This window comes from Streptomyces atratus (assembly GCF_900119365.1).
Classification (GTDB): Bacteria; Actinomycetota; Actinomycetes; order Streptomycetales; family Streptomycetaceae; genus Streptomyces; species Streptomyces atratus_B.
Genome location: NZ_FPJO01000007.1, coordinates 202,873 through 220,359, shown reverse-complemented (window position 1 = coordinate 220,359; position 17,487 = coordinate 202,873). Strand labels below are relative to the sequence as shown.

The following is a 17,487-nucleotide window of genomic DNA, read 5'->3' as shown; positions in this document are numbered from 1 at the left end:
CCGCGCAGATGCGCCGGAGCGCGGCGGTCAGCTCTTCGCGCTGGCGTCCGACAGGGTCTTCGCGACGTCCATGAAGCCCTTCCGGTCCGCGACGAGCCGCCCGTCGCGCACCACCTGGAACGTCACCCGGGTGTTGACGATCCGCGGATACGAGGACGAGCCCAGCACGTCCTCGAAGCTCCAGCGCAGCACCGGGGTGAGGCCGCCGGTGTCGGCCGGGGTGCCCCCGTTGAGGGCGGAGGCGAGCTTCCAGGCGTTGATCTGCGGGGAGTCGATCGCCTTCACGATCTCCTTCAGCACGGTGAACGCGATCCAGGTGGTCTGCACGCCCGTGTCGTCCGGGTCGATCCGGTTGTCGCCGAAGGCATGCTCGCGGATCACGTTCCGCATCCCGTCCCAGCGGGCGTCGCCCGCGTCCGGGTACCAGCCGGTGATGTAGGCCCCCTCGAACGGGCTGTTCCGGCCGCCGGTGCTGTCGATCAGCGGCTGGTCGACGCTGCCGAGCACGGAGGAGATCCGTACGCTGCCGCTCCCGTACGACGGTTCGAGCCGCCGGAAGGAGTCGAAGAAGGTTTCCGTGCGCTTGCCGAGCACGGCCGTCACACAGCCGTCGGCCGTCCCCGCCGCATCGAGCGCCGGCCCGGCGGACGCGTCGTACGAAGTGGCCGACTCCGGAGCCCGGATGTCGGTGGGCGCGGGCCGGCCGGCCTCGGTGAGCCCGGTCCTGAGGAGCCAGGCCTGGCCGTCGCCGCTCAGGGTGTCGGGCCGGACCACGGACACTCGCTCGCAACTGCGGGCCAGCTGCCGGGCGTTGCCGGCGAGCAGGGCCGGCTGGCCGCCGTTGACCGGATAGGAGTTGTAGCTGCTGAACTCCTCGTCGGAAGCGCCGTATCCGCCGATGTAGGGGATTCCGGCGGCCTCCAGCGGCGGCATGAACGCCGAGCCGTGCCGGCTGTACGAGCCGACGACCGCGACCGCCTTCTCCTCGACGGCCCGCCGGGCGCAGTTCGCCGCGCCGATCGAGGTGTCCTCCTCGTCGCAGGTGACGACGCGCAGCCTGTGGCCGTCCAGCCCGCCGTTGTCGTTGGCCCAGCGGGCATAGGTGCGCGCCATGGCGGTCATGCCCGCCATGTCCACCGCGTCCGGTCCCGCGACCCCGCTCGGGGCCCACGTCAGCACGGTGAGGGGCTCCCTGGAGCCCCCCGTGGCCCCAGGGAGTACACCGCAGCCGGTGGCCAGCAACGCCCCGACCGCCGCCGTACTTGTGAGGAACTTGTAGGGGCGGGGGGAGGTGGGGCGTCGCCGTCCGGTCATGGGCATGAACGTTTCCGGCCGCGGGGTAACGCCGCAGTGTGCCCCGCTCAACGCTCGGTGACATCCGGGTGAATTGCGGGGGCCGGTGCGGGGGGCCGAAAAGGGAACGTACGATCGATGACCGTGCAGCAAGGTTCGGAGAACTCTTCCCGTCGCGGCCGTCGCTCCTCCACCATGGGCGGCATGCCGCTGAATGACATGCCTTGGTGGCGCTGGCGCAGCAACGTGCGCTCGGCGCTGCACATGCTCTCCGACCCCGTCTTCCACCACGAGTGCTGGCTGGCCGGCCGGGAGGGGTACGGAGACGTCACCGACGCCGTGTACCGCCTGGTCGAGGACACCTGGCTGGACAACTGGTCCGCCGAGAAATACATAGGGACGATCTTCCGCGACGCCGGCGAGGCAGCCCTCGTGGACGTCGCGGTGCTCCGGGTGCTGCGCATCATGCACCAGGTCGGCGCGGACGCCCCCGTCTCGGCGTATCTGGAGCACCAGGGCTGGCAGGAGGCCGTACGGGCCGCCCGCGAGGCCCATGTACTGCTCGCCGGAAACGACGGCGAGGACCCCGACACGCCGCCGCGCTCCCTCGACGTGCTCCGCATTCTGACCAGGTCGGCCTGAGTGCGGCCGGGTGTGGCACGCTACGGGGATGACCGCGCCGCAGCCTGCTGAGACCGCTCCCGAGCAGTACGTCCTCACGCTCTCCTGCCCCGACAAACAGGGCATCGTGCACGCCGTGTCGAGCTATCTCTTCATGACCGGCTGCAACATCGAGGACAGCCAGCAGTTCGGCGACCACGACACGGGTCTGTTCTTCATGCGGGTGCACTTCTCGGCGGACGCCCCGGTGACGCTGGAGAAGCTGCGGGCCAGTTTCGCCGCGGTCGGCGACTCCTTCCGGATGGACTGGCAGATCCACCGTTCCTCGGACCGGATGCGGATCGTGCTGATGGTCAGCAGGTTCGGGCACTGCCTCAACGACCTGCTGTTCCGCTCCCGGATCGGGGCGCTGCCGGTCGAGATCGCCGCCGTCGTCTCCAACCACACGGACTTCGCCGAGCTCGTCACCTCGTACGGCATTCCCTTCCGGCACATCCCGGTGACCAAGGAGACCAAGGCCGCCGCGGAGGCCGAGCTGCTGGAGCTGGTCCGTGAGGAGAACGTCGAGCTGGTCGTCCTCGCCCGCTACATGCAGGTCCTCTCGGACGACTTCTGCAAGCAGCTGAGCGGCCGGATCATCAACATCCACCACTCCTTCCTGCCGAGTTTCAAGGGCGCCAAGCCGTACCACCAGGCGCACGCCCGCGGTGTGAAGCTGATCGGGGCGACGGCGCACTATGTGACCGCGGACCTCGACGAGGGGCCGATCATCGAGCAGGAGGTCGAGCGCGTGGGCCACGGCGTCACGCCGGACCAGCTGGTCGCCATCGGGCGCGACGTGGAGTGCCAGGCGCTGGCGCGGGCCGTGAAGTGGCACGCCGAGCGCCGCATCCTGCTCAACGGCCGCCGTACGGTGGTCTTCGCGTAGGGCCTGTCCGGCGGAGGTCCTACAGACGGCTCAGCGAGGCCGCCGCGAAGAGCACGTCGCGGATCGCCTCGCGGTCGCCCTCCTGACCGGCCGCCGCCTCCACCGGTGGCACATGCCCGGCCACCAGCTGGCAGAACTCCACGCCGTCGAGCGCGACCTGCGCCACGGTGTGCGCGGGGGAGCCGAGCGCGGCCGGGGAGTCCAGCGGGATGTACCAGTCGCCGCCGCCCGAGCCCTCGACCTCCAGATGCAGCGAACGGCCCGGTGAACCGGGCGTCACCAGATGGCGGGCCGGCCCGGCGAGACCGGTCCTGCGGCGCTCGGCGAGTGCGGCGGGCAGCAGCCGGGCGGCCAGGTCGATCATCCGGTTGAGGTGGGCGGCGGACGGCGCCGCGTACGGATAGTCCACCGCGTTCGCGATGTCGCCGCCGTGCACCCAGCACTCGAAGGCCCGGTCCAGCAGGGAGTCGTGCATCGGCAGGGCGAAGTCCCCGTACGAGACGGAGAGCTCGCAGACCCCGCGGCCGGCGAAGGACACCGTGCGGATGAGGGCGTGGCTCTGCTCGCGCCACGGTTCGTGGATCCGCCGGGTGGGCGGGCGCCGGACGGCCGACCAGTACTTCTCGGTGCGGGCGGTGGGCGAGAGCGGCCAGTCGGCGCCCGGGCCGCGGGTGCCGTCGCCGAGTGCCACGTCGAGGCCGAGGGCGGTGCCGACCAGTCCGTCGACGGTCATGAGATGGCCGATGACACCCGCGACCGTGGTCTTGCGGGTGGTCTCCTGCTCGCTCTCGAACCACTTCAGCCGGACCGGGGCGTGCCACTCCGAGTCGCCGATGTCACGGAGCAGCGCGTCGAGCCGCGCGGTCTCCGCGTCGTACGGCGAGGCCCAGTCCGGCACCGGGATATCGGCCGGGCGGCGGTTCAGACAGGCGTCGATCACCCGGGTGCGCAGCGTCGGGTCGAGGTCCAGGCTGCGGTCGGTGTGCAGCAGCCCGACCGCGTCGCGCAGCCGCAGGGCCTCGTCCGCGCAGGCGGCGCACTCGGTCAGATGCGCCTCGACGGCCTCGGTCTCCTCCGCCGAGCAGGCCGCCAGGGCCCACGCGCCGAGCAGCGCCTTCAGGACGCGGTGCCCCAGCACCGGCGGGCCGGGCGGGGCCGTCGGGCCGGGTGGGCCGGACGGGGCCGGTGGTGCCACGGCGGTTTCCGGCTCCGGTGTCGTCGGCTGCGGGCCCGGCCGCGGCTCCTCGGGCGGGGTCGCGGGTACGGGCGGCGGCAGCGGTAGGGCGGAGAGATCGAGGTCGTCCGCGGCGGACCGTGGTCCCGGTATGCGCCGCGCGCCCCGCACCTCGTCGTCGCGTCCGCCGTCCTCGCGTCCGTTCGCGTTGTCGTCGCCGGTCACAGGGGCCGTCCGTATCCGGGCGGCGAGGTCCCTTCGAGCGGGCGGGTGTGTGCGGTGGAGAGCAGCTGCAGCCCGAGCCGGAGCCGGCGGCGGGCCTCGTCCTCGGTGACCCCGAGGTCGGCCGCGGTCTGCCGGTAGTCCCGGCGCTGGACGTACGCGAGCTCCAGCGCGGCCCGCAGCGGGGCCGGCATGGACGCGACGATGTAGTCGGCCCGCGCCGCGGCCGTGGCCCGGTGCACCCGCTCCTCCAGCCCGATGCCGCCCTCGTCCGCGTCGTCGCGCAGGCCGTCCTCCTCGCGCAGCCGTCGCACGGACTGGCGGTGCGTGAGCCGGGCCACCCAGGAACGCATCGAGCCCTGCTTGGGGTCGTAGGCGTCGGGGTTCTCCCACACGTAGCCGAAGACCTCGCGGGTCACCAGGTCGGCGGCGGTCTCGTCGTCGAGCATCCGGTGGGCCTGGCTGTGCACGAGCGAGGCGAACCGGTCGTAGAGCTCGCCGAGAGCAGCCGCCTCACCGCGTGCCAGCCGCTGCTGCATCTTGCGGTCCCAGCGGGGTGGTGCGTTTCCAGTCATGCGACCCCCAGCCCTGTTCCCCTCGTCACACCGAATGTAGTCGGCGGCGCCGGAGATGCACGTCCCTTTGTGGCAAGTACGCCCGCGAAGAGGCCCGGGATGGTAGGGAATGCATCCTGGAGCACCGACGGAATCCGAGTCGAAGTGATCATTTCTGCCTGAATCCGGCTGTGTCCTGACAGGTCGCTCGGTGTTTCATAGGGGTGCGGCTGGGGCAGCCGCGAGAAGGAACGGAAACTTCCGGATCGTCGGAATCCCCGGAACGAGAGGGCCGGTCGCGTGACATTGAGGGTGACCGAGAGCGCGCAGGGCGGATGGACCGTACTGCGCATACGCGGCGAACTGGATCTGGTGACGTCGCCCGCCGTGCGCCAGTCCGTCCACGACGCGGTCGCCGACGGCCGCCACGACGTGGTGCTCGACCTGTCCGAGGTGCTGTTCTGCGATTCCAGCGGCGTCGGCGTGCTGATCGCCGCCCGCCGGCTGATGCGCTCCTGCGGGGGCCGGCTGCGGCTGATCCTGCCGGCCCGGGGCGCGGAGGAGGGCTCCCACGTCAACCGGGTGCTCGCCGCCCTCGGCGTACGCCGTCTCTTCGAGGTCTACCCCGACCGGTACGCGGCCGTCGACGAGCGGTCCCGGCCGCTCTCCGCGTGAGACCGCCCCGGTCGCGGCGGACCGGACCGGTCTCGATGACCGGCTTGTAGCACCGGTGGAGCGCGTAAGTGACACGTGACGCCTTCCGGCGTCGTACGCTCCCCGCATGGACAGCGCAGAATATGAGCGCAAGATCGCCTTCCGCTTCGCCGCCTTCGACCAGGACGGCAACGGATACATCGATCGCGCGGATTTCAATGCCGCCGCCGCCCGTCTGCTCGCCGAATTCGGTACGACGGCGCGCTGCGACAAGGGCCAGGCGCTCTACACCGGGGCCGAGGCGTTCTGGCAGGGCATGGCGGGCATCGCCGATGTCGACGGGGACCAGCGCGTCACCCGTGAGGAGTTCGTGGGCGGGGCCGTGAAACGGCTGCGCGACAACCCGGAGCGCTTCGCGGAGATCGCCCGCCCCTTCCTGCGCGCGGCGATCGCCGTGGCGGACCGGGACGACCGGGGCGCCGCCTCCGTACCCGCCATGGAGCGGGCGCTGCGGGTACTGGGTGCCGACGCCGGGACGGCGGAGCTCGCGGCGCTGAGCCTGGACACGGACCGGGACGGCAGAATCACCGAGGACCAGGCGGTGTCGGCGTTCGCCGACTACTTCACGGTGTTCGCCCCGGACGCGTAGGGCCGGGCGGGGCGGGGCGCCGCCCCGCCCCTCCCGTCAGGCGAACTGCTCCCGCAGCCGGTACTTCAGCACCTTGCGCAGGGTCTCGTTGCGCGGCAGCGCCGCCACCACCTCCAGCCGCTCCGGCAGCTTGTGCACGGAGAGCCCCTCGGCCCGCAGATACCCCGTGACCTGAGCCAGCGTCAGCGGCGCGGCGCCCGCCGGCTGCTCCACGACCGCGCAGACCAGCTCGCCCCGCTCCGGGTCCGGGAGCCCGATCACCGCCGCGTCCCCGACATCCGGGTGCCGGTGCAGCAGGTCCTCTATCTCCTTGGCGGAGATGTTCTCGCCCTTGCGGATGATGATGTCCTTCAGCCGCCCGGTGAGCACCAGATGCCCGCTCTCCCTGACATGGCCGACATCGCCGGTGATCAGGAAGCCCTCCGCGTCGAACGCCGCCGCGGACGCCGCCGGGTCCAGATAGCCCGAGCAGACGGCCTCCCCGCGCAGCCGCACCTCGCCGTCCGTGCCGCAGGGCAGTGGCTTGCCGTCCTCGTCGGTGATCCGGATCTCCATGCCCGCGGGCGGCCGCCCCTCCGTCTCGGCGAGGTGTTCCACCGTGTCGTCGGGGGCGCCCATCGTGATCATGGGGACCTCGGTCATCCCGTACCCGTGGGTGAGCTGGACGCCCAGCTCCCGTACCGCCGCGTGGTAGATCTCCGGCGGCTTCGGTGCCCCGCCGCCCGCCAGCAGCCGCAGGGTGGGGATCAGCCTGCGGTCCGGGGTCTTGCGCTGCTCGGTCAGGAACATCGAGTAGAACGCCGTGGAACCGCCCGCGACCGTCACCCCGTGCCGACGGTAGCCCTCCAGCGCGTTCGGCATCGCGAAGTGTTCGAAGAGGACCGCCGGGAAGCCGTACAGGAGCAGCATCACCGAGTAGTCGGGCCCGGCGACATGGGCGAAGGGGAAGGCCATCGAGCCGATGTCGTCGGCCGACAGATGCAGCGCGTGGGCCAGACAGGAGCCGCCCGCGATCAGGCTGCGGTCGGTGTGGAGGACCCCCTTCGGGTCGGAGGTGGTGCCCGAGGTCCAGTAGATCCAGCGCACCGCCGTGCCGTCGGCGGGCGGCGGCGGGAGCACCGAGGGATCGCCGTCCGGCAGCGTGGCGTACGCCTCGAACACCACCGGCGGCCGGTCCGTCGCCAGCCGTCCGGCCATCGCGGTGTGGTCGAAGCCGCGCCAGGTGCCCGGTACGGCGAAGAACTCCGCCTTCGACTCGCGCAGAGCGAACCCCACCTCGCGGTCCCGGTAGAAAGGGATGACCGGTGACTGCACCGCCCCGATCCGGGTCAGCGCGAACGACAGCAGCACCGTCTCGATCCGGGTCGGCAGCTGCCAGGCGACGACGCCGCCGGGACGCACGCCCATCTCCCACAGCCCGGCCGCGACCCGCTCGCCGCGGGTGCGCAGCTCGCCGAAAGTCAGGGTGCGGTCGTCCTGGATCAGGAACGGGCGGTCCGGGGTCAGGGCGGCCCGGCGTTCGACGAGTTCCCAGAAGGTGCCCGATGCACCCAGGGCGTGCGCGGTTTCGGTCACGGCGAACCCCTCACAGCTGACGGACAGTCAGATAGTGCGGAGAGCGTAGAGCGCTGCGCCTTGTCGGTCCAGGGGTGCGGAGCTAGCCTGAGGGCGACGTCAATCTGACGGGTCATCAGAAAAGCGTGCGCCGAAGGGGACACCATGACGGAACTGCCTCGGATCGTCAGCGTCGACGACCATGTGATCGAGCCGCCGCACCTCTTCTCGACCTGGTTGCCCGCCAAGTACCGCGAGCGCGGCCCGCAGCCGCTCACCGCGGGCATCGGCGAGCTGGCGTACACGGGTGGCAAGTACGTCATCACGATGGACCCGGACGGCCCGCCCACCGACTGGTGGATCTACGAGGACCTGAAGTTCCCGTACAAGCGCAACATCGCGGCCGTCGGCTTCGACCGCGACGACATGACGCTGGAGGGGATCACCCGGGCGGAGATGCGGCCCGGCTGCTGGGACCCGGCCGAGCGGCTCAAGGACATGGACCTCAACCACGTCGAGGCGAGCCTCTGCTTCCCCACCTTCCCGCGCTTCTGCGGCCAGACCTTCGCCGAGGCCCACGACAAGGAGGTCGCGCTCGCCTGCGTGCGCGCCTACAACGACTGGATGGTGGAGGAGTGGTGCGGCGACAGCGGCGGCCGGCTCATCCCGCTCTGCATCATCCCGCTCTGGGACATCGACCTGGCCGTCGCCGAGATCAGGCGGAACGCGGCGCGCGGGGTGCGGGCGGTCACCTTCTCGGAGATCCCCACCCACCTCGGACTGCCGTCGATCCACACCGGCTACTGGGACCCGTTCTTCGCCGTCTGCCAGGAGACCGGCACGGTCGTCAACATGCACATCGGGTCCAGCTCCCAGATGCCCGCCGCCTCGCCGGACGCCCCGCCCGCCGTGCAGGCCAGCCTCTCCTTCAACAACGCCATGGCCTCGATGATGGACTTCCTGTTCAGCGGGGTCCTGGTGAAGTACCCCCGGTTGAAACTCGCCTACAGCGAGGGCCAGATGGGCTGGATCCCGTACGCACTGGAGCGCGCCGACGACGTCTGGGAGGAGCACCGGGCCTGGGGCGGGGTGCGCGGCCTGATCCCCGAGCCGCCGTCCACGTACTACTACCGGCAGATGTTCTGCTGCTTCTTCCGCGACAAGCACGGCGTCGCCTCGCTCGACGTCGTCGGACGGGACAACGCCACCTTCGAGACCGACTACCCGCACGTCGACTCGACCTTCCCGCACACCAAGGAGGTCGCCCTCGACCACGTCAAGGGGCTGGACGACGAGACCGTCTACAAACTGATGCGCGGAAACGCGATCCGGATGCTCGGTCTGGACCTGGACCTGGACCGGGAGAAGTAGGCCCGCGATGGACCTCGCGTACACGGAGGAGGAACAGGAGTTCCGGGCGCGGCTGCGCGAGTGGCTGGCCGCCGTGCTCCCCGAGCTGCCGGCGAAGCCCGGCCCCGACGACTGGCCGGGGCGCCGCGCGTACGACACGGCCTGGCAGCGGATGCTGTACGACGCGGGCTACGCGGGCCTGCACTGGCCCGTCGACGCGGGCGGCCGGGGCGCGACCCCGACCCAGCACCTGATCTTCCTGGAGGAGACGGAGCGGGCCGGGGCCCCGTACGTCGGCGCGAACTTCGTCGGGCTGCTGCACGCCGGCCCGACGATCGCCGCCGAGGGCACCGCGGAGCAGCGGGCCCGCTGGCTGCCGCCGGTGCTGCGCGGCGACGAGATCTGGTGCCAGGGGTTCAGCGAGCCCGAGGCCGGGTCGGACCTCGCCGCGCTGCGGACCAGGGCGGTGCGCGACGGCGACCACTACGTGGTGAGCGGCAGCAAGATCTGGACCTCGCACGCCGAGGTCGCCGACTGGTGCGAGCTGCTGGTGCGTACGGACCCGGCGGCGCCCAGGCACCGCGGGATCAGCTGGCTCGCGATGGAGATGGACGCCCCCGGGGTCACCGTCCGCCCGCTGCGCACCCTCGCCGGGTCCACCGAGTTCGCCGAGATGTTCCTCGACGAGGTGCGGGTGCCGGTCTCCCACCGCGTCGGCGCGGAGAACGACGGCTGGCGGGTCACCATGGTCACCCTCTCCTTCGAGCGCGGCACGGCCTTCGTCGGCGAGGTCGTCGCCTGCCGCCGCACCCTGGCGGCACTGGCGGCCGAGGCCCGGCGCACCGGACGCTGGGACGACCCGGTCCTGCGCCGCCGGCTGGGCAGGCTGAACGCCGAGTTCCGGGCGCTGTGGCGGCTCACCCAGTGGAACGTCAGCGAGGCGCAGCGGGCCGGGGGCGGCGGCGTGCCCGGGACCGGCGGCTCGGTCTTCAAGCTGCGCTACTCGCACGCCCGCCAGGAGCTGTACGAGGCGGCCGCCGAGGTGCTCGGCGCGGACGGCGCGGACCTGGACCGGGAGTGGGTCCTGGACCGGCTCTCCTCGCTCTCGTACACCATCGCCGCGGGCACCTCGCAGATCCAGCGGAACATCGTCGCCGAACGCATACTCGGCCTGCCGAAGGGGCGCTGACGCACTCATGGACTTCCAGCTCTCGGACGACCAGCGGGCCCTGCGGGCGGGGGTGCGGGAACTCCTCGCCGGGCGCTTCGGCAGGGACCGGATGCGGGCCGCGCTCGACGCCGGCACCGGCACCGACCGGGCGCTGTGGCGGGAGCTCGGCGAAGCCGGGTTCTTCGCGCTGCGGCTGCCGGAGGCGGAGGGCGGCGTCGGTCTCGGGCTGCCCGAAGCGGTCCTGCTCTTCGAGGAGGCGGGGCGCTCGCTGCTGCCGGGGCCGCTGATCGCCACCCATCTCGCCGCCGGTTCGGTGAAGGGCGCGGCGCGCGGCGAGGCGGTGGTCGCCGTGCTCGACGCGGGGCAGCCGGTGGCACACCTGGGGGAGGCGGACGCGCTGCTCGTTCTCGCCCCGGGGCACGCGCCGCGGGCCACGGGCGGCACGCTGCGGGACGCCGCACCGGTACGGGACGCGGCCGGCCCCGTACGGTCGGCCGACCCGTTCACGCCCCTGTGGCGGGTCACGGACCCGGTGGCGGCGGGCGAGCCGCTGCCCGGGGGCGGGCGGCTGCGCGAGGAGGGCGCCCTGCTCGCCGCCGCCGAACAGCTCGGCAGCGCCGCCCGGACGACCGAGATGGCGGTCCAACACGCCGGTACGCGCGAACAGTTCGGTGCGCCCATCGGCTCCTTCCAGGCGGTCAAGCACCTGTGCGCCGGAATGCTGGTCCGCGCCGAACTGGCCCGCAGCGCCGTGTACGCGGCGGCCGTGACCGCGGACCCCGTCGAGATCGCGGGCGCCAAACTGCTCGCCGACGACGCGGCGGTCCGCAACGCGCGGGACTGCCTCCAGGTGCACGGCGGCATGGGCTTCACCTGGGAGTCGGACGTCCATCTGCACCTCAAACGGGCCTGGCTGCGGTCCGGGCAGTGGCTGACGGCGGCGACGGCCGAGGAGGTGCTTGCGGGGGACCTGTGCTGAAGCCGGACGGGTTCCGTGCAGGCTTCCGGCGTCCGGAAACGGGTCAAGGCCTGACGTACGCATGTGACAGGCAGCGGTATGAGTCTCACGCTGCGGAGTTACGCAGTGCAGTCGGCAGGCGCGGGCACCGTCCCGCGCCCTTCACGTACTCCGTCACGGGGTGGAGTCGGCCCCGGGCTCGGGTACCCTCCGTTGGATGCGACAGGAACTGGAACCGGGCGATCCGGGTGTTGCCCGTGCGGCGACTCCGGTCCGGGAGAGGTGCCCTGCTCGCTTTCCGGGCAGAAGCGCCGGGCGTGCCCGGGAGGCGGCTCTCGCGGCCTTGACGCGCCTCTGTTCGACTCCCCGCAACGTGCGTCGCACAGTATGCACCACGCGTACTCCTTCGCGCTGGAATATGCCCGAAGCGCTTGTTGCGGTGACTGTACGTCAACCATGCTGTCTCGCAGGGGAGTCACGTTCCGTGACCCCGAGGAGGCGCGAGGCGATGTGTCCGCCGGTTCGGATGGTGTGAGCGGTGCAGGTGCTTCAGGTTCAGCTGGAGGTCGGGCCGGATCCCGCGGAGGTCGGGCGGGCCCGTAGATGGGCCCGGTCGAGACTGGTCGGGTCCGGGATAAGGGACGACGAGCCGCTGGCCGAGACGCTCATCCTGCTGATCTCGGAGCTGGTCACCAACGCGGTGGTGCACACCGGCTGTCCGGCCGTGCTGCGCATGCTGTTCGGCCCGACCGGCGCGGCCGGTGCGGCCGGGACCGTCCGGGTCGAGGTGGCCGACGCCAGCTGCCGCCCGCCGCAGCAGCGCCACGCTGCGGGCGAGGACACCAACGGCCGGGGCCTGGAGCTGGTCGACGGCCTCGCCGACCGCTGGGGCTGGCAGCCGGAGGGCGCGGGCAAGCGCATCTGGTGCGAGGTCGACCGGGCCGCGCCGCTGATCCAGCTGCCGTCGCACCCCGGTGCGCAGGGCGCGGGTGACGCGGACCGCGATGTGCGCAAGGTTTCGCACGCCGTGACGCATCTTGCATAAAGGTTAAAGCAGTTGCTCCGGGCGGATCAGAGGATCGCGACCGGCGCCACCGGAGTGCCGGTCGCGCCGACGAACGGTTCCGGCATCGCGGAGAGCAGGAAGGCGTACCGCCGCTCCTGCGCACAGGCTGTGGACAGCGCCTCCAGGTTCCAGTTCTGGCCCTGGAGCATGCCCATCTCGACCAGGTCCAGCGCGTGCACCCCCAGCCACAGATCGTCGATCTCCGGCGGGAAGATCTCGAAGGTCAGGGTGTCGTTGGCGACCGCCGCCGCATCGCGGGCGCGGAACCACTCGGGTGTCCGGACCGAGAGGCCGGGCGAGGGATAGCCGTACGCGTGCTTGTCGCCTGCCAGGAACACCTGCACCTGCCCGGTCCGTACGAGCACGATGTCGCCGGACCGGACGCGTACCCCCGCCAGCTCCTCGGCCGCCTCCAGGTCCTCGGGGGTGACGGCGTGGTCGCCGGGCAGCCGGTCCGTGCCCAGGGCGCGCGCCACGTCGAGCAGCACCCCGCGCGAGACGATGTGCGGCGCCTTGTCGATCCCGCTGAACTCCGCGCCGCCGTGTGCGGTGATCGTCGCGGCCGGGCGGCCGTTGTAGATCCTCCCGGAGTGCGAGGCGTGGGTGAGGGCGTCCCAGTGGGTGGCCGTCTGCAGGCTCAGGACCGCGGTGTCGTCGCTGGTGGCGACGGTGCCGGGGCCGAAGAGCTCCTGGTTGATCTGGACCATGGTGTGCAGCGGATTGATCCGCCCGGGGATCAGCCCGCTCTGTACGCCGTCCTGCTGGAGGGGGAGCGCGAGCGGTATCCGCAGACCGCTGCGGACGGTGGCGGCGGCCTCGCGCACCACGGCGTCGGTGATCAGGTTGAGCGTCCCGATCTCGTCGTCGGCGCCCCAGCGGCCCCAGTTGTTGACCCGCTTCGCGATGTCGTGGAACTCGGCCGGCAGTGACATGGCGCCTCCTGGGGCTTGTGCTCGTGGACCTGATGGCCCATAAAATCTAACGGTCCGTCAGAAATCGCGGGAAGGGGCCGGGCATGGGGAACTTCTTGGCAGGCAAGGTGGTGGCCGTGACGGGTGCCGGACGCGGCATCGGGCGGGCGGTCGCGCTCGCGGCGGCGGCCGAGGGGGCGCGGGTCGTCGTCAACGACTACGGCGTCTCCATCGAGGGCGGCGAGCCGAGCAGCGAGGTCGCCGAGTCGGTCGTCAAGGAGATCGAGGCGGCGGGCGGCGAGGCGGTGGCGGTCGCCGACGACATCTCCACGATGGCGGGCGGACAGCGGATCGTGGACACGGCGCTCGCACGGTTCGGGCGGATCGACGGAGTCGTCTGCGTGGCCGGGATCCTGCGGGAACGGATGCTGTTCAACATGTCCGAGGAGGAGTGGGACCCGGTGGTCGCCACCCACCTCAAGGGCACCTTCACCGTCTTCCGGGCCGCGTCGGCGGTAATGCGCAAGCAGGACGGCGGCGGCACCCTGATCGGTTTCACCAGCGGAAACCACCAGGGCAGCGTCGCCCAGGCCAACTACAGCGCCGCGAAGGGCGGGATCATCTCGTTGGTGCGGAGCGCGGCGCTCGGCCTGCACAAGTACGGCGTCACGGCCAACGCCGTCGCCCCGGTCGCCCGTACCCGGATGTCCGCCAACGTTCCCATGGAACTCAAGGAGATCGGCGAGCCGGAGGACGTGGCGGCGCTCGTCGTCTACCTGCTCAGCGACCGGGCCCGGCAGGAGAAGATCACCGGCCAGGTGTACACGGTCGCGGGACCGAAGATCGCGGTCTGGGCCCAGCCGAGGGAGCTGCGGGCCGGATACGTGGAGGGGGCGTGGACCCCGGAACGGATCGCGGACTTCCTGCCGGGGACGGTGGGCACCGACCCGATGCCGATGCTGGCGCGACTGGAGGAGATGGCTGCGGCGGCCGCGGCGAAGGCCCGGCCCAACGCGTGAGGCCATGGACGGCGAGCGTCAACAGTCAGGAGGCACCGTGGACTTCAGCTTCGGCCCCGACGACACCGCCTTCCGCGAGGAGGCCCGTGCCTGGCTGGAAGCGCACCTCGTCGGCGCGTACGCGGCGGCGGCCGGCACCGGCGGTCCCGGCAGCGAGCACGAGGGCTTCGCGGTCCGCCGCGCCTGGGAGCGCGAACTGGGCCGCGACGGCTGGATCGGCCTCGGCTGGGAGAACCGCGCCGCCGGCCACGGCAACCGCCGCGCGAGCCTCACCCAGCAGGTCGTCTGGGCCGAGGAGTACGCCCGCGCCGCCGCACCCGCCCGGGTCGGCCACATCGGCGAGAACCTCCTCGCCCCGACCCTGATCGCCTACGGCAGCGAGGAACAGCAGCGCCGCTTCCTGCCCGCCGTGGCACGCGGCGACGCGCTCTGGTGCCAGGGGTACAGCGAGCCGGACGCCGGATCGGACCTCGCCGCGGTCCGTACGGCCGCGGTGCCCGACCGGAGCCGCGGCGGCCACCGCGTGACCGGGCAGAAGATCTGGACGTCGCTCGCGAAGGAGGCCGACTGGTGCTTCGTGCTGGCCCGTACGGAGCCCGGCTCCCGCCGCCACCACGGCCTGTCGTTCCTGCTCGTGCCGATGGACCAGCCCGGCAGGATCGAGGTGCGGCCGATCCGCCAGATGTCGGGGACCAGCGAGTTCAACGAGGTCTTCTTCGACGGGGCGCACGCCGAGGAGTGCGTCGGCGGCGAGGGCAACGGCTGGACCGTCGCCATGGGGCTGCTGGCCCTGGAGCGCGGCGTCTCCACGCTCGTCCAGCAGATCGGCTTCGCCGCCGAACTGGACCGGGTGGTCCGCGCGGCCATGGACAGCGGCGCCGTCACCGACCCGGTCCTGCGCGAACGCCTCGTACAGCAGTGGGCCCGGCTGCGGACCATGCGCTGGAACGCCCTGCGCACCCTCGGCTCCACCGGCGACCCCGGCGCGCCCAGTGTGGCGAAGCTGCTCTGGGGCGGCTGGCACAAGCGCCTGGGCGAGCTGGCCGTGCAGGTCAGGGGCGCGGCGGCGGCCGTCGGCCCGGACGACTGGTCGGCGAAGGAACCGTACGGACTCGACGAGGCACAGCGCCTGTTCCTGTTCACCCGGTCCGACACCATCTACGGCGGCTCGGACGAGATCCAGCGGAACATCATCGCCGAGCGGGTGCTCGGCCTACCGAGGGAGCCGAGATGAGAGGCGTCGTCTTCGACGGCAAGCGGACCGAGGTCGTCGACGATCTGGAGATACGCGATCCGGGCCCCGGCGAGGTGCTGGTGGCGGTGGCCGCGGCCGGGCTGTGCCACAGCGACCTCTCGGTGATCGACGGGACGATCCCGTTCCCGGCGCCGGTGGTGCTCGGGCACGAGGGCGCGGGTGTGGTCGAGGCGGTCGGCGCGGGCGTCTCCCATGTGGCGCCCGGCGACCATGTGTCGCTGTCCACGCTGGCCAACTGCGGGGCCTGCGCCCAGTGCGACCGGGGGCGCCCGACCATGTGCCGCAAGGCGATCGGGATGCCGGGGCAGCCGTTCGCACGGCGCGGCAAGCCGCTGTACCAGTTCGCGTCCAACTCGGCCTTCGCCGAACGGACCCTGGTCAAGGCCGTGCAGGCGGTGAAGATCCCGGCGGACATCCCGCTGACCTCCGCGGCCCTGATCGGCTGCGGGGTGCTGACGGGAGTCGGCGCCGTGCTCAACCGGGCGAAGGTCGACCGGGGCGACACGGTGGTGGTGATCGGCACCGGCGGCATCGGGCTCAATGTGATCCAGGGCGCCCGGATCGCGGGCGCGCTGACGATCGTTGCCGTCGACGCCAACCCGGCGAAGGAGGCGGCGGCTCGGCAGTTCGGCGCGACGCACTTCCTGACCTCGGCGGACGGCGTGCGCGAGATCCTGCCGGGCGGCGCCGACCACGCCTTCGAGTGCGTGGGCCGTACGGAACTGATCCGTACCGCGATCGACCTGCTGGACCGGCACGGCCAGGCGATCCTGCTGGGCGTCCCGGCCGCCACGGCGGAGGCCTCGTTCCTCGTCTCGTCGATGTACCTGGACAAGTCGATCCTGGGCTGCCGGTACGGCTCCTCGCGCCCGCAGCGGGACATCGCGCTCTACGCGGAGCTGTACCGGGAGGGCCGGCTGCTCCTGGACGAACTCGTCACCACCACCTACCCGGTGGAGGACTTCGACAGGGCGGCGGACGACGCGCACCACGGCCGGGTGGCACGGGGCGTGCTGGTGTTCTGACCTCCTGGGCGGCGCCCCTCAGGTACTCCCGGCGCGGAAGGTGCGCCGGTACACCGTCGGGGACACCCCCAGCGCCGCCTGGAGATGCTGCCGCAGCGACGTGGGCGTCCCGAAGCCCGCGTCCCGCGCCACCTGGTCGATCGACCGTCGACTCGGGCCCGTTGAGGGCCAGGACGGCGATTCGGTGCGGCATTGGCGGACTCCCTTCCCTCTAGTGGTATAGACCTCAAGCCTGATACATGTCACTCCTGTGAAGGAAAAGTCAGCGCGGTACCCGCGCATTCCCGCCGCCGAACGCGATGGTGTGCAGCCCCTTTTGCCCGGTTCCCGTGATGTGCGCGCAATGGACGGCGGACCCGGCGACGGCCGGCCGGACGGGCTCTGGAACCGCAACCTTCATGGCGGGTGCGGCGTTCGCGTTCTGGCTGGTGATGTGGTCGGCCACGGTCCAGACCCATGTGCCGCCCGAGGCACTGAACCGCCTGCACGCGTACGACGTGGCGGGCTCGCTGCTGATGCTGGCGGCGGGCCGGGCACCGGCGGACCGGTCGCGGACCGGGTGGGCGCGCCCGAGGTGCTGCTGGCCGGAGCGGTGATCAACCTGATGGTGGTGGCGGTGCTGCTGGTGGCCCGGCCGATCAGCCGGCTGGAGCGGATCGCGTGACCGGGGACGGGGGAGCCCGGACGGCCCTGCGCATCCGTGCGTTCGCGGCCGGTGCCGCGGCGTCGACCGTACTCGCCGGGCTCGCGGTCAGGGCGTTCATGGACGGCGACCTCGCCAAGTACGCCGGGGACGCGCTCTACACCGTACTGATCTGCGCCCTGGTCGCCGTGATCGCACCCGGCGCGCGGCCGGCCGTCACGGCAGGGACGGGGCTGGTGTTCAGCTGGGCGGTGGAGCTGCTGCAACTGACCGGGGTGCCCGCGGAGCTCTCCCGGCACAGCACGGTGGCGCGGCTGGTGCTCGGCTCGACCTTCAACGCACCCGATCTGCTCTGGTACGCGGTGGGGGCGGGGTTCGCCTGGGCGGTGACGGCCCTGGCTGCTTCCGCCTCGGACCGCAGCAAGGCGCGGTAGCGGCGG

Annotated in this window: 18 protein-coding genes and 2 pseudogenes; 13 read left to right on the top strand and 7 right to left on the bottom strand. The window is 72.0% G+C overall.

What is annotated here, in order from left to right; all coding sequences use genetic code 11:
• Window positions 1-27: 27 nt before the first annotated feature.
• A complete protein-coding gene (locus BT364_RS15370; RefSeq protein ID WP_072485708.1) occupies window positions 28-1,314 on the bottom strand; it encodes an ABC transporter substrate-binding protein in 1,287 nt (428 codons plus the stop codon).
• 174 nt (window positions 1,315-1,488) lie between these two features.
• Here BT364_RS15370 and BT364_RS15365 point away from each other — a divergent pair, with 174 nt between their 5' ends.
• On the top strand, window positions 1,489-1,935 hold the full coding sequence (locus BT364_RS15365) for an SCO4402 family protein (RefSeq protein ID WP_072485707.1): 447 nt from the start codon (window positions 1,489-1,491) through the stop codon (window positions 1,933-1,935).
• Between the two features lie 28 nt (window positions 1,936-1,963).
• Window positions 1,964-2,842 (top strand): formyltetrahydrofolate deformylase, encoded by an 879-nt coding sequence (purU, locus tag BT364_RS15360; protein ID WP_072485706.1) that lies wholly within the window; start codon window positions 1,964-1,966, stop codon window positions 2,840-2,842.
• A 19-nt stretch (window positions 2,843-2,861) separates the two neighbouring features.
• Here the strand turns inward: purU and BT364_RS15355 are convergent, their stop codons facing one another.
• Window positions 2,862-4,241 carry a zf-HC2 domain-containing protein gene (locus BT364_RS15355; RefSeq protein ID WP_072485705.1) on the bottom strand — a complete coding sequence of 460 codons (1,380 nt, stop codon included), beginning with the start codon at window positions 4,239-4,241 and terminating at the stop codon, window positions 2,862-2,864.
• Window positions 4,238-4,813, bottom strand: coding sequence for an RNA polymerase sigma factor (locus BT364_RS15350; RefSeq protein ID WP_072485704.1), 576 nt, complete (start codon window positions 4,811-4,813; stop codon window positions 4,238-4,240). Before BT364_RS15350 ends, BT364_RS15355 begins: the two co-directional genes overlap by 4 nt.
• 279 nt (window positions 4,814-5,092) lie before the next feature.
• Here BT364_RS15350 and BT364_RS15345 point away from each other — a divergent pair, with 279 nt between their 5' ends.
• Window positions 5,093-5,467, top strand: a complete 375-nt coding sequence (locus BT364_RS15345) for an STAS domain-containing protein (RefSeq protein ID WP_072485703.1) — start codon at window positions 5,093-5,095, stop codon at window positions 5,465-5,467.
• A gap of 106 nt (window positions 5,468-5,573) precedes the next feature.
• A complete protein-coding gene (locus BT364_RS15340) occupies window positions 5,574-6,095 on the top strand; it encodes an EF-hand domain-containing protein (protein WP_072485702.1) in 522 nt (173 codons plus the stop codon).
• Window positions 6,096-6,131: 36 nt separating this feature from the next.
• On the opposite strand, the gene BT364_RS15335 is transcribed toward BT364_RS15340, so the two are convergent.
• Complete coding sequence (locus tag BT364_RS15335) at window positions 6,132-7,670, bottom strand: class I adenylate-forming enzyme family protein (protein ID WP_072485701.1); 1,539 nt, start codon at window positions 7,668-7,670, stop codon at window positions 6,132-6,134.
• Between the two features lie 144 nt (window positions 7,671-7,814).
• Between BT364_RS15335 and BT364_RS15330 the strand changes: the two genes are divergently transcribed.
• The 4 genes from BT364_RS15330 to BT364_RS15315 all read left to right on the top strand — a co-directional run bounded on the left by BT364_RS15330 (window position 7,815) and on the right by BT364_RS15315 (window position 12,173).
• A complete protein-coding gene (locus BT364_RS15330; protein ID WP_072485700.1) occupies window positions 7,815-9,020 on the top strand; it encodes an amidohydrolase family protein in 1,206 nt (401 codons plus the stop codon).
• A 7-nt stretch (window positions 9,021-9,027) separates the two neighbouring features.
• The gene (locus BT364_RS15325; protein WP_072485699.1) at window positions 9,028-10,188 is read left to right on the top strand and encodes an acyl-CoA dehydrogenase; all 1,161 of its coding nucleotides are present in this window, start codon (window positions 9,028-9,030) and stop codon (window positions 10,186-10,188) included.
• 7 nt (window positions 10,189-10,195) lie between these two features.
• A complete protein-coding gene (locus BT364_RS15320; protein ID WP_072485698.1) occupies window positions 10,196-11,149 on the top strand; it encodes an acyl-CoA dehydrogenase family protein in 954 nt (317 codons plus the stop codon).
• Between the two features lie 517 nt (window positions 11,150-11,666).
• Complete coding sequence (locus tag BT364_RS15315; RefSeq protein ID WP_072485697.1) at window positions 11,667-12,173, top strand: ATP-binding protein; 507 nt, start codon at window positions 11,667-11,669, stop codon at window positions 12,171-12,173.
• Window positions 12,174-12,199: 26 nt separating this feature from the next.
• On the opposite strand, the gene BT364_RS15310 is transcribed toward BT364_RS15315, so the two are convergent.
• Complete coding sequence (locus BT364_RS15310) at window positions 12,200-13,126, bottom strand: cyclase family protein (protein ID WP_072485696.1); 927 nt, start codon at window positions 13,124-13,126, stop codon at window positions 12,200-12,202.
• Window positions 13,127-13,209: 83 nt separating this feature from the next.
• Here BT364_RS15310 and BT364_RS15305 point away from each other — a divergent pair, with 83 nt between their 5' ends.
• Genes BT364_RS15305 through BT364_RS15295 form a run of 3 tightly spaced genes read left to right on the top strand, consistent with a single transcriptional unit; the run spans window position 13,210 to window position 16,404 of the window.
• The gene (locus BT364_RS15305) at window positions 13,210-14,124 is read left to right on the top strand and encodes an SDR family oxidoreductase (RefSeq protein ID WP_072485695.1); all 915 of its coding nucleotides are present in this window, start codon (window positions 13,210-13,212) and stop codon (window positions 14,122-14,124) included.
• Between the two features lie 37 nt (window positions 14,125-14,161).
• Window positions 14,162-15,358, top strand: coding sequence for an acyl-CoA dehydrogenase family protein (locus BT364_RS15300; RefSeq protein WP_072485694.1), 1,197 nt, complete (start codon window positions 14,162-14,164; stop codon window positions 15,356-15,358).
• Entirely contained in the window at window positions 15,355-16,404 is a 1,050-nt protein-coding gene (locus BT364_RS15295; protein WP_072485693.1) for a Zn-dependent alcohol dehydrogenase, read from the top strand. Before BT364_RS15300 ends, BT364_RS15295 begins: the two co-directional genes overlap by 4 nt.
• A gap of 18 nt (window positions 16,405-16,422) precedes the next feature.
• On the opposite strand, the pseudogene BT364_RS42970 reads toward BT364_RS15295, so the two are convergent.
• Window positions 16,423-16,548, bottom strand: a pseudogene (locus BT364_RS42970) (AraC family transcriptional regulator); the annotation flags it as partial.
• A gap of 118 nt (window positions 16,549-16,666) precedes the next feature.
• On the bottom strand, window positions 16,667-16,849 hold the full coding sequence (locus BT364_RS41535) for a hypothetical protein (protein ID WP_177328129.1): 183 nt from the start codon (window positions 16,847-16,849) through the stop codon (window positions 16,667-16,669).
• On the opposite strand from BT364_RS41535, the pseudogene BT364_RS15285 reads away from it, so the two are divergent.
• A pseudogene (locus BT364_RS15285) lies at window positions 16,803-17,068 on the top strand (MFS transporter); the annotation flags it as partial. The gene BT364_RS41535 and the pseudogene BT364_RS15285 sit on opposite strands and share 47 nt — an antisense overlap.
• The gene (locus BT364_RS15280) at window positions 17,065-17,481 is read left to right on the top strand and encodes a ribosomal maturation YjgA family protein (RefSeq protein WP_072485691.1); all 417 of its coding nucleotides are present in this window, start codon (window positions 17,065-17,067) and stop codon (window positions 17,479-17,481) included. The pseudogene BT364_RS15285 and the gene BT364_RS15280, both read left to right, overlap by 4 nt.
• The last annotated feature ends 6 nt before the right edge of the window (window positions 17,482-17,487 follow it).

Excerpts from the sequence above, each read along its gene's own strand:
- BT364_RS15370 (WP_072485708.1), bottom strand. The coding sequence starts at position 1,314 with ATGACCGGACGGCGACGCCCCACCTCCCCCCGCCCCTACAAGTTCCTC.
- BT364_RS15365 (WP_072485707.1), top strand. The coding sequence starts at position 1,489 with ATGGGCGGCATGCCGCTGAATGACATGCCTTGGTGGCGCTGGCGCAGC.
- purU (WP_072485706.1), top strand. The coding sequence starts at position 1,964 with ATGACCGCGCCGCAGCCTGCTGAGACCGCTCCCGAGCAGTACGTCCTC.
- BT364_RS15350 (WP_072485704.1), bottom strand. The coding sequence starts at position 4,813 with ATGACTGGAAACGCACCACCCCGCTGGGACCGCAAGATGCAGCAGCGG.
- BT364_RS15340 (WP_072485702.1), top strand. The coding sequence starts at position 5,574 with ATGGACAGCGCAGAATATGAGCGCAAGATCGCCTTCCGCTTCGCCGCC.
- BT364_RS15330 (WP_072485700.1), top strand. The coding sequence starts at position 7,815 with ATGACGGAACTGCCTCGGATCGTCAGCGTCGACGACCATGTGATCGAG.
- BT364_RS15325 (WP_072485699.1), top strand. The coding sequence starts at position 9,028 with ATGGACCTCGCGTACACGGAGGAGGAACAGGAGTTCCGGGCGCGGCTG.
- BT364_RS15320 (WP_072485698.1), top strand. The coding sequence starts at position 10,196 with ATGGACTTCCAGCTCTCGGACGACCAGCGGGCCCTGCGGGCGGGGGTG.
- BT364_RS15310 (WP_072485696.1), bottom strand. The coding sequence starts at position 13,126 with ATGTCACTGCCGGCCGAGTTCCACGACATCGCGAAGCGGGTCAACAAC.
- BT364_RS15305 (WP_072485695.1), top strand. The coding sequence starts at position 13,210 with ATGGGGAACTTCTTGGCAGGCAAGGTGGTGGCCGTGACGGGTGCCGGA.
- BT364_RS15295 (WP_072485693.1), top strand. The coding sequence starts at position 15,355 with ATGAGAGGCGTCGTCTTCGACGGCAAGCGGACCGAGGTCGTCGACGAT.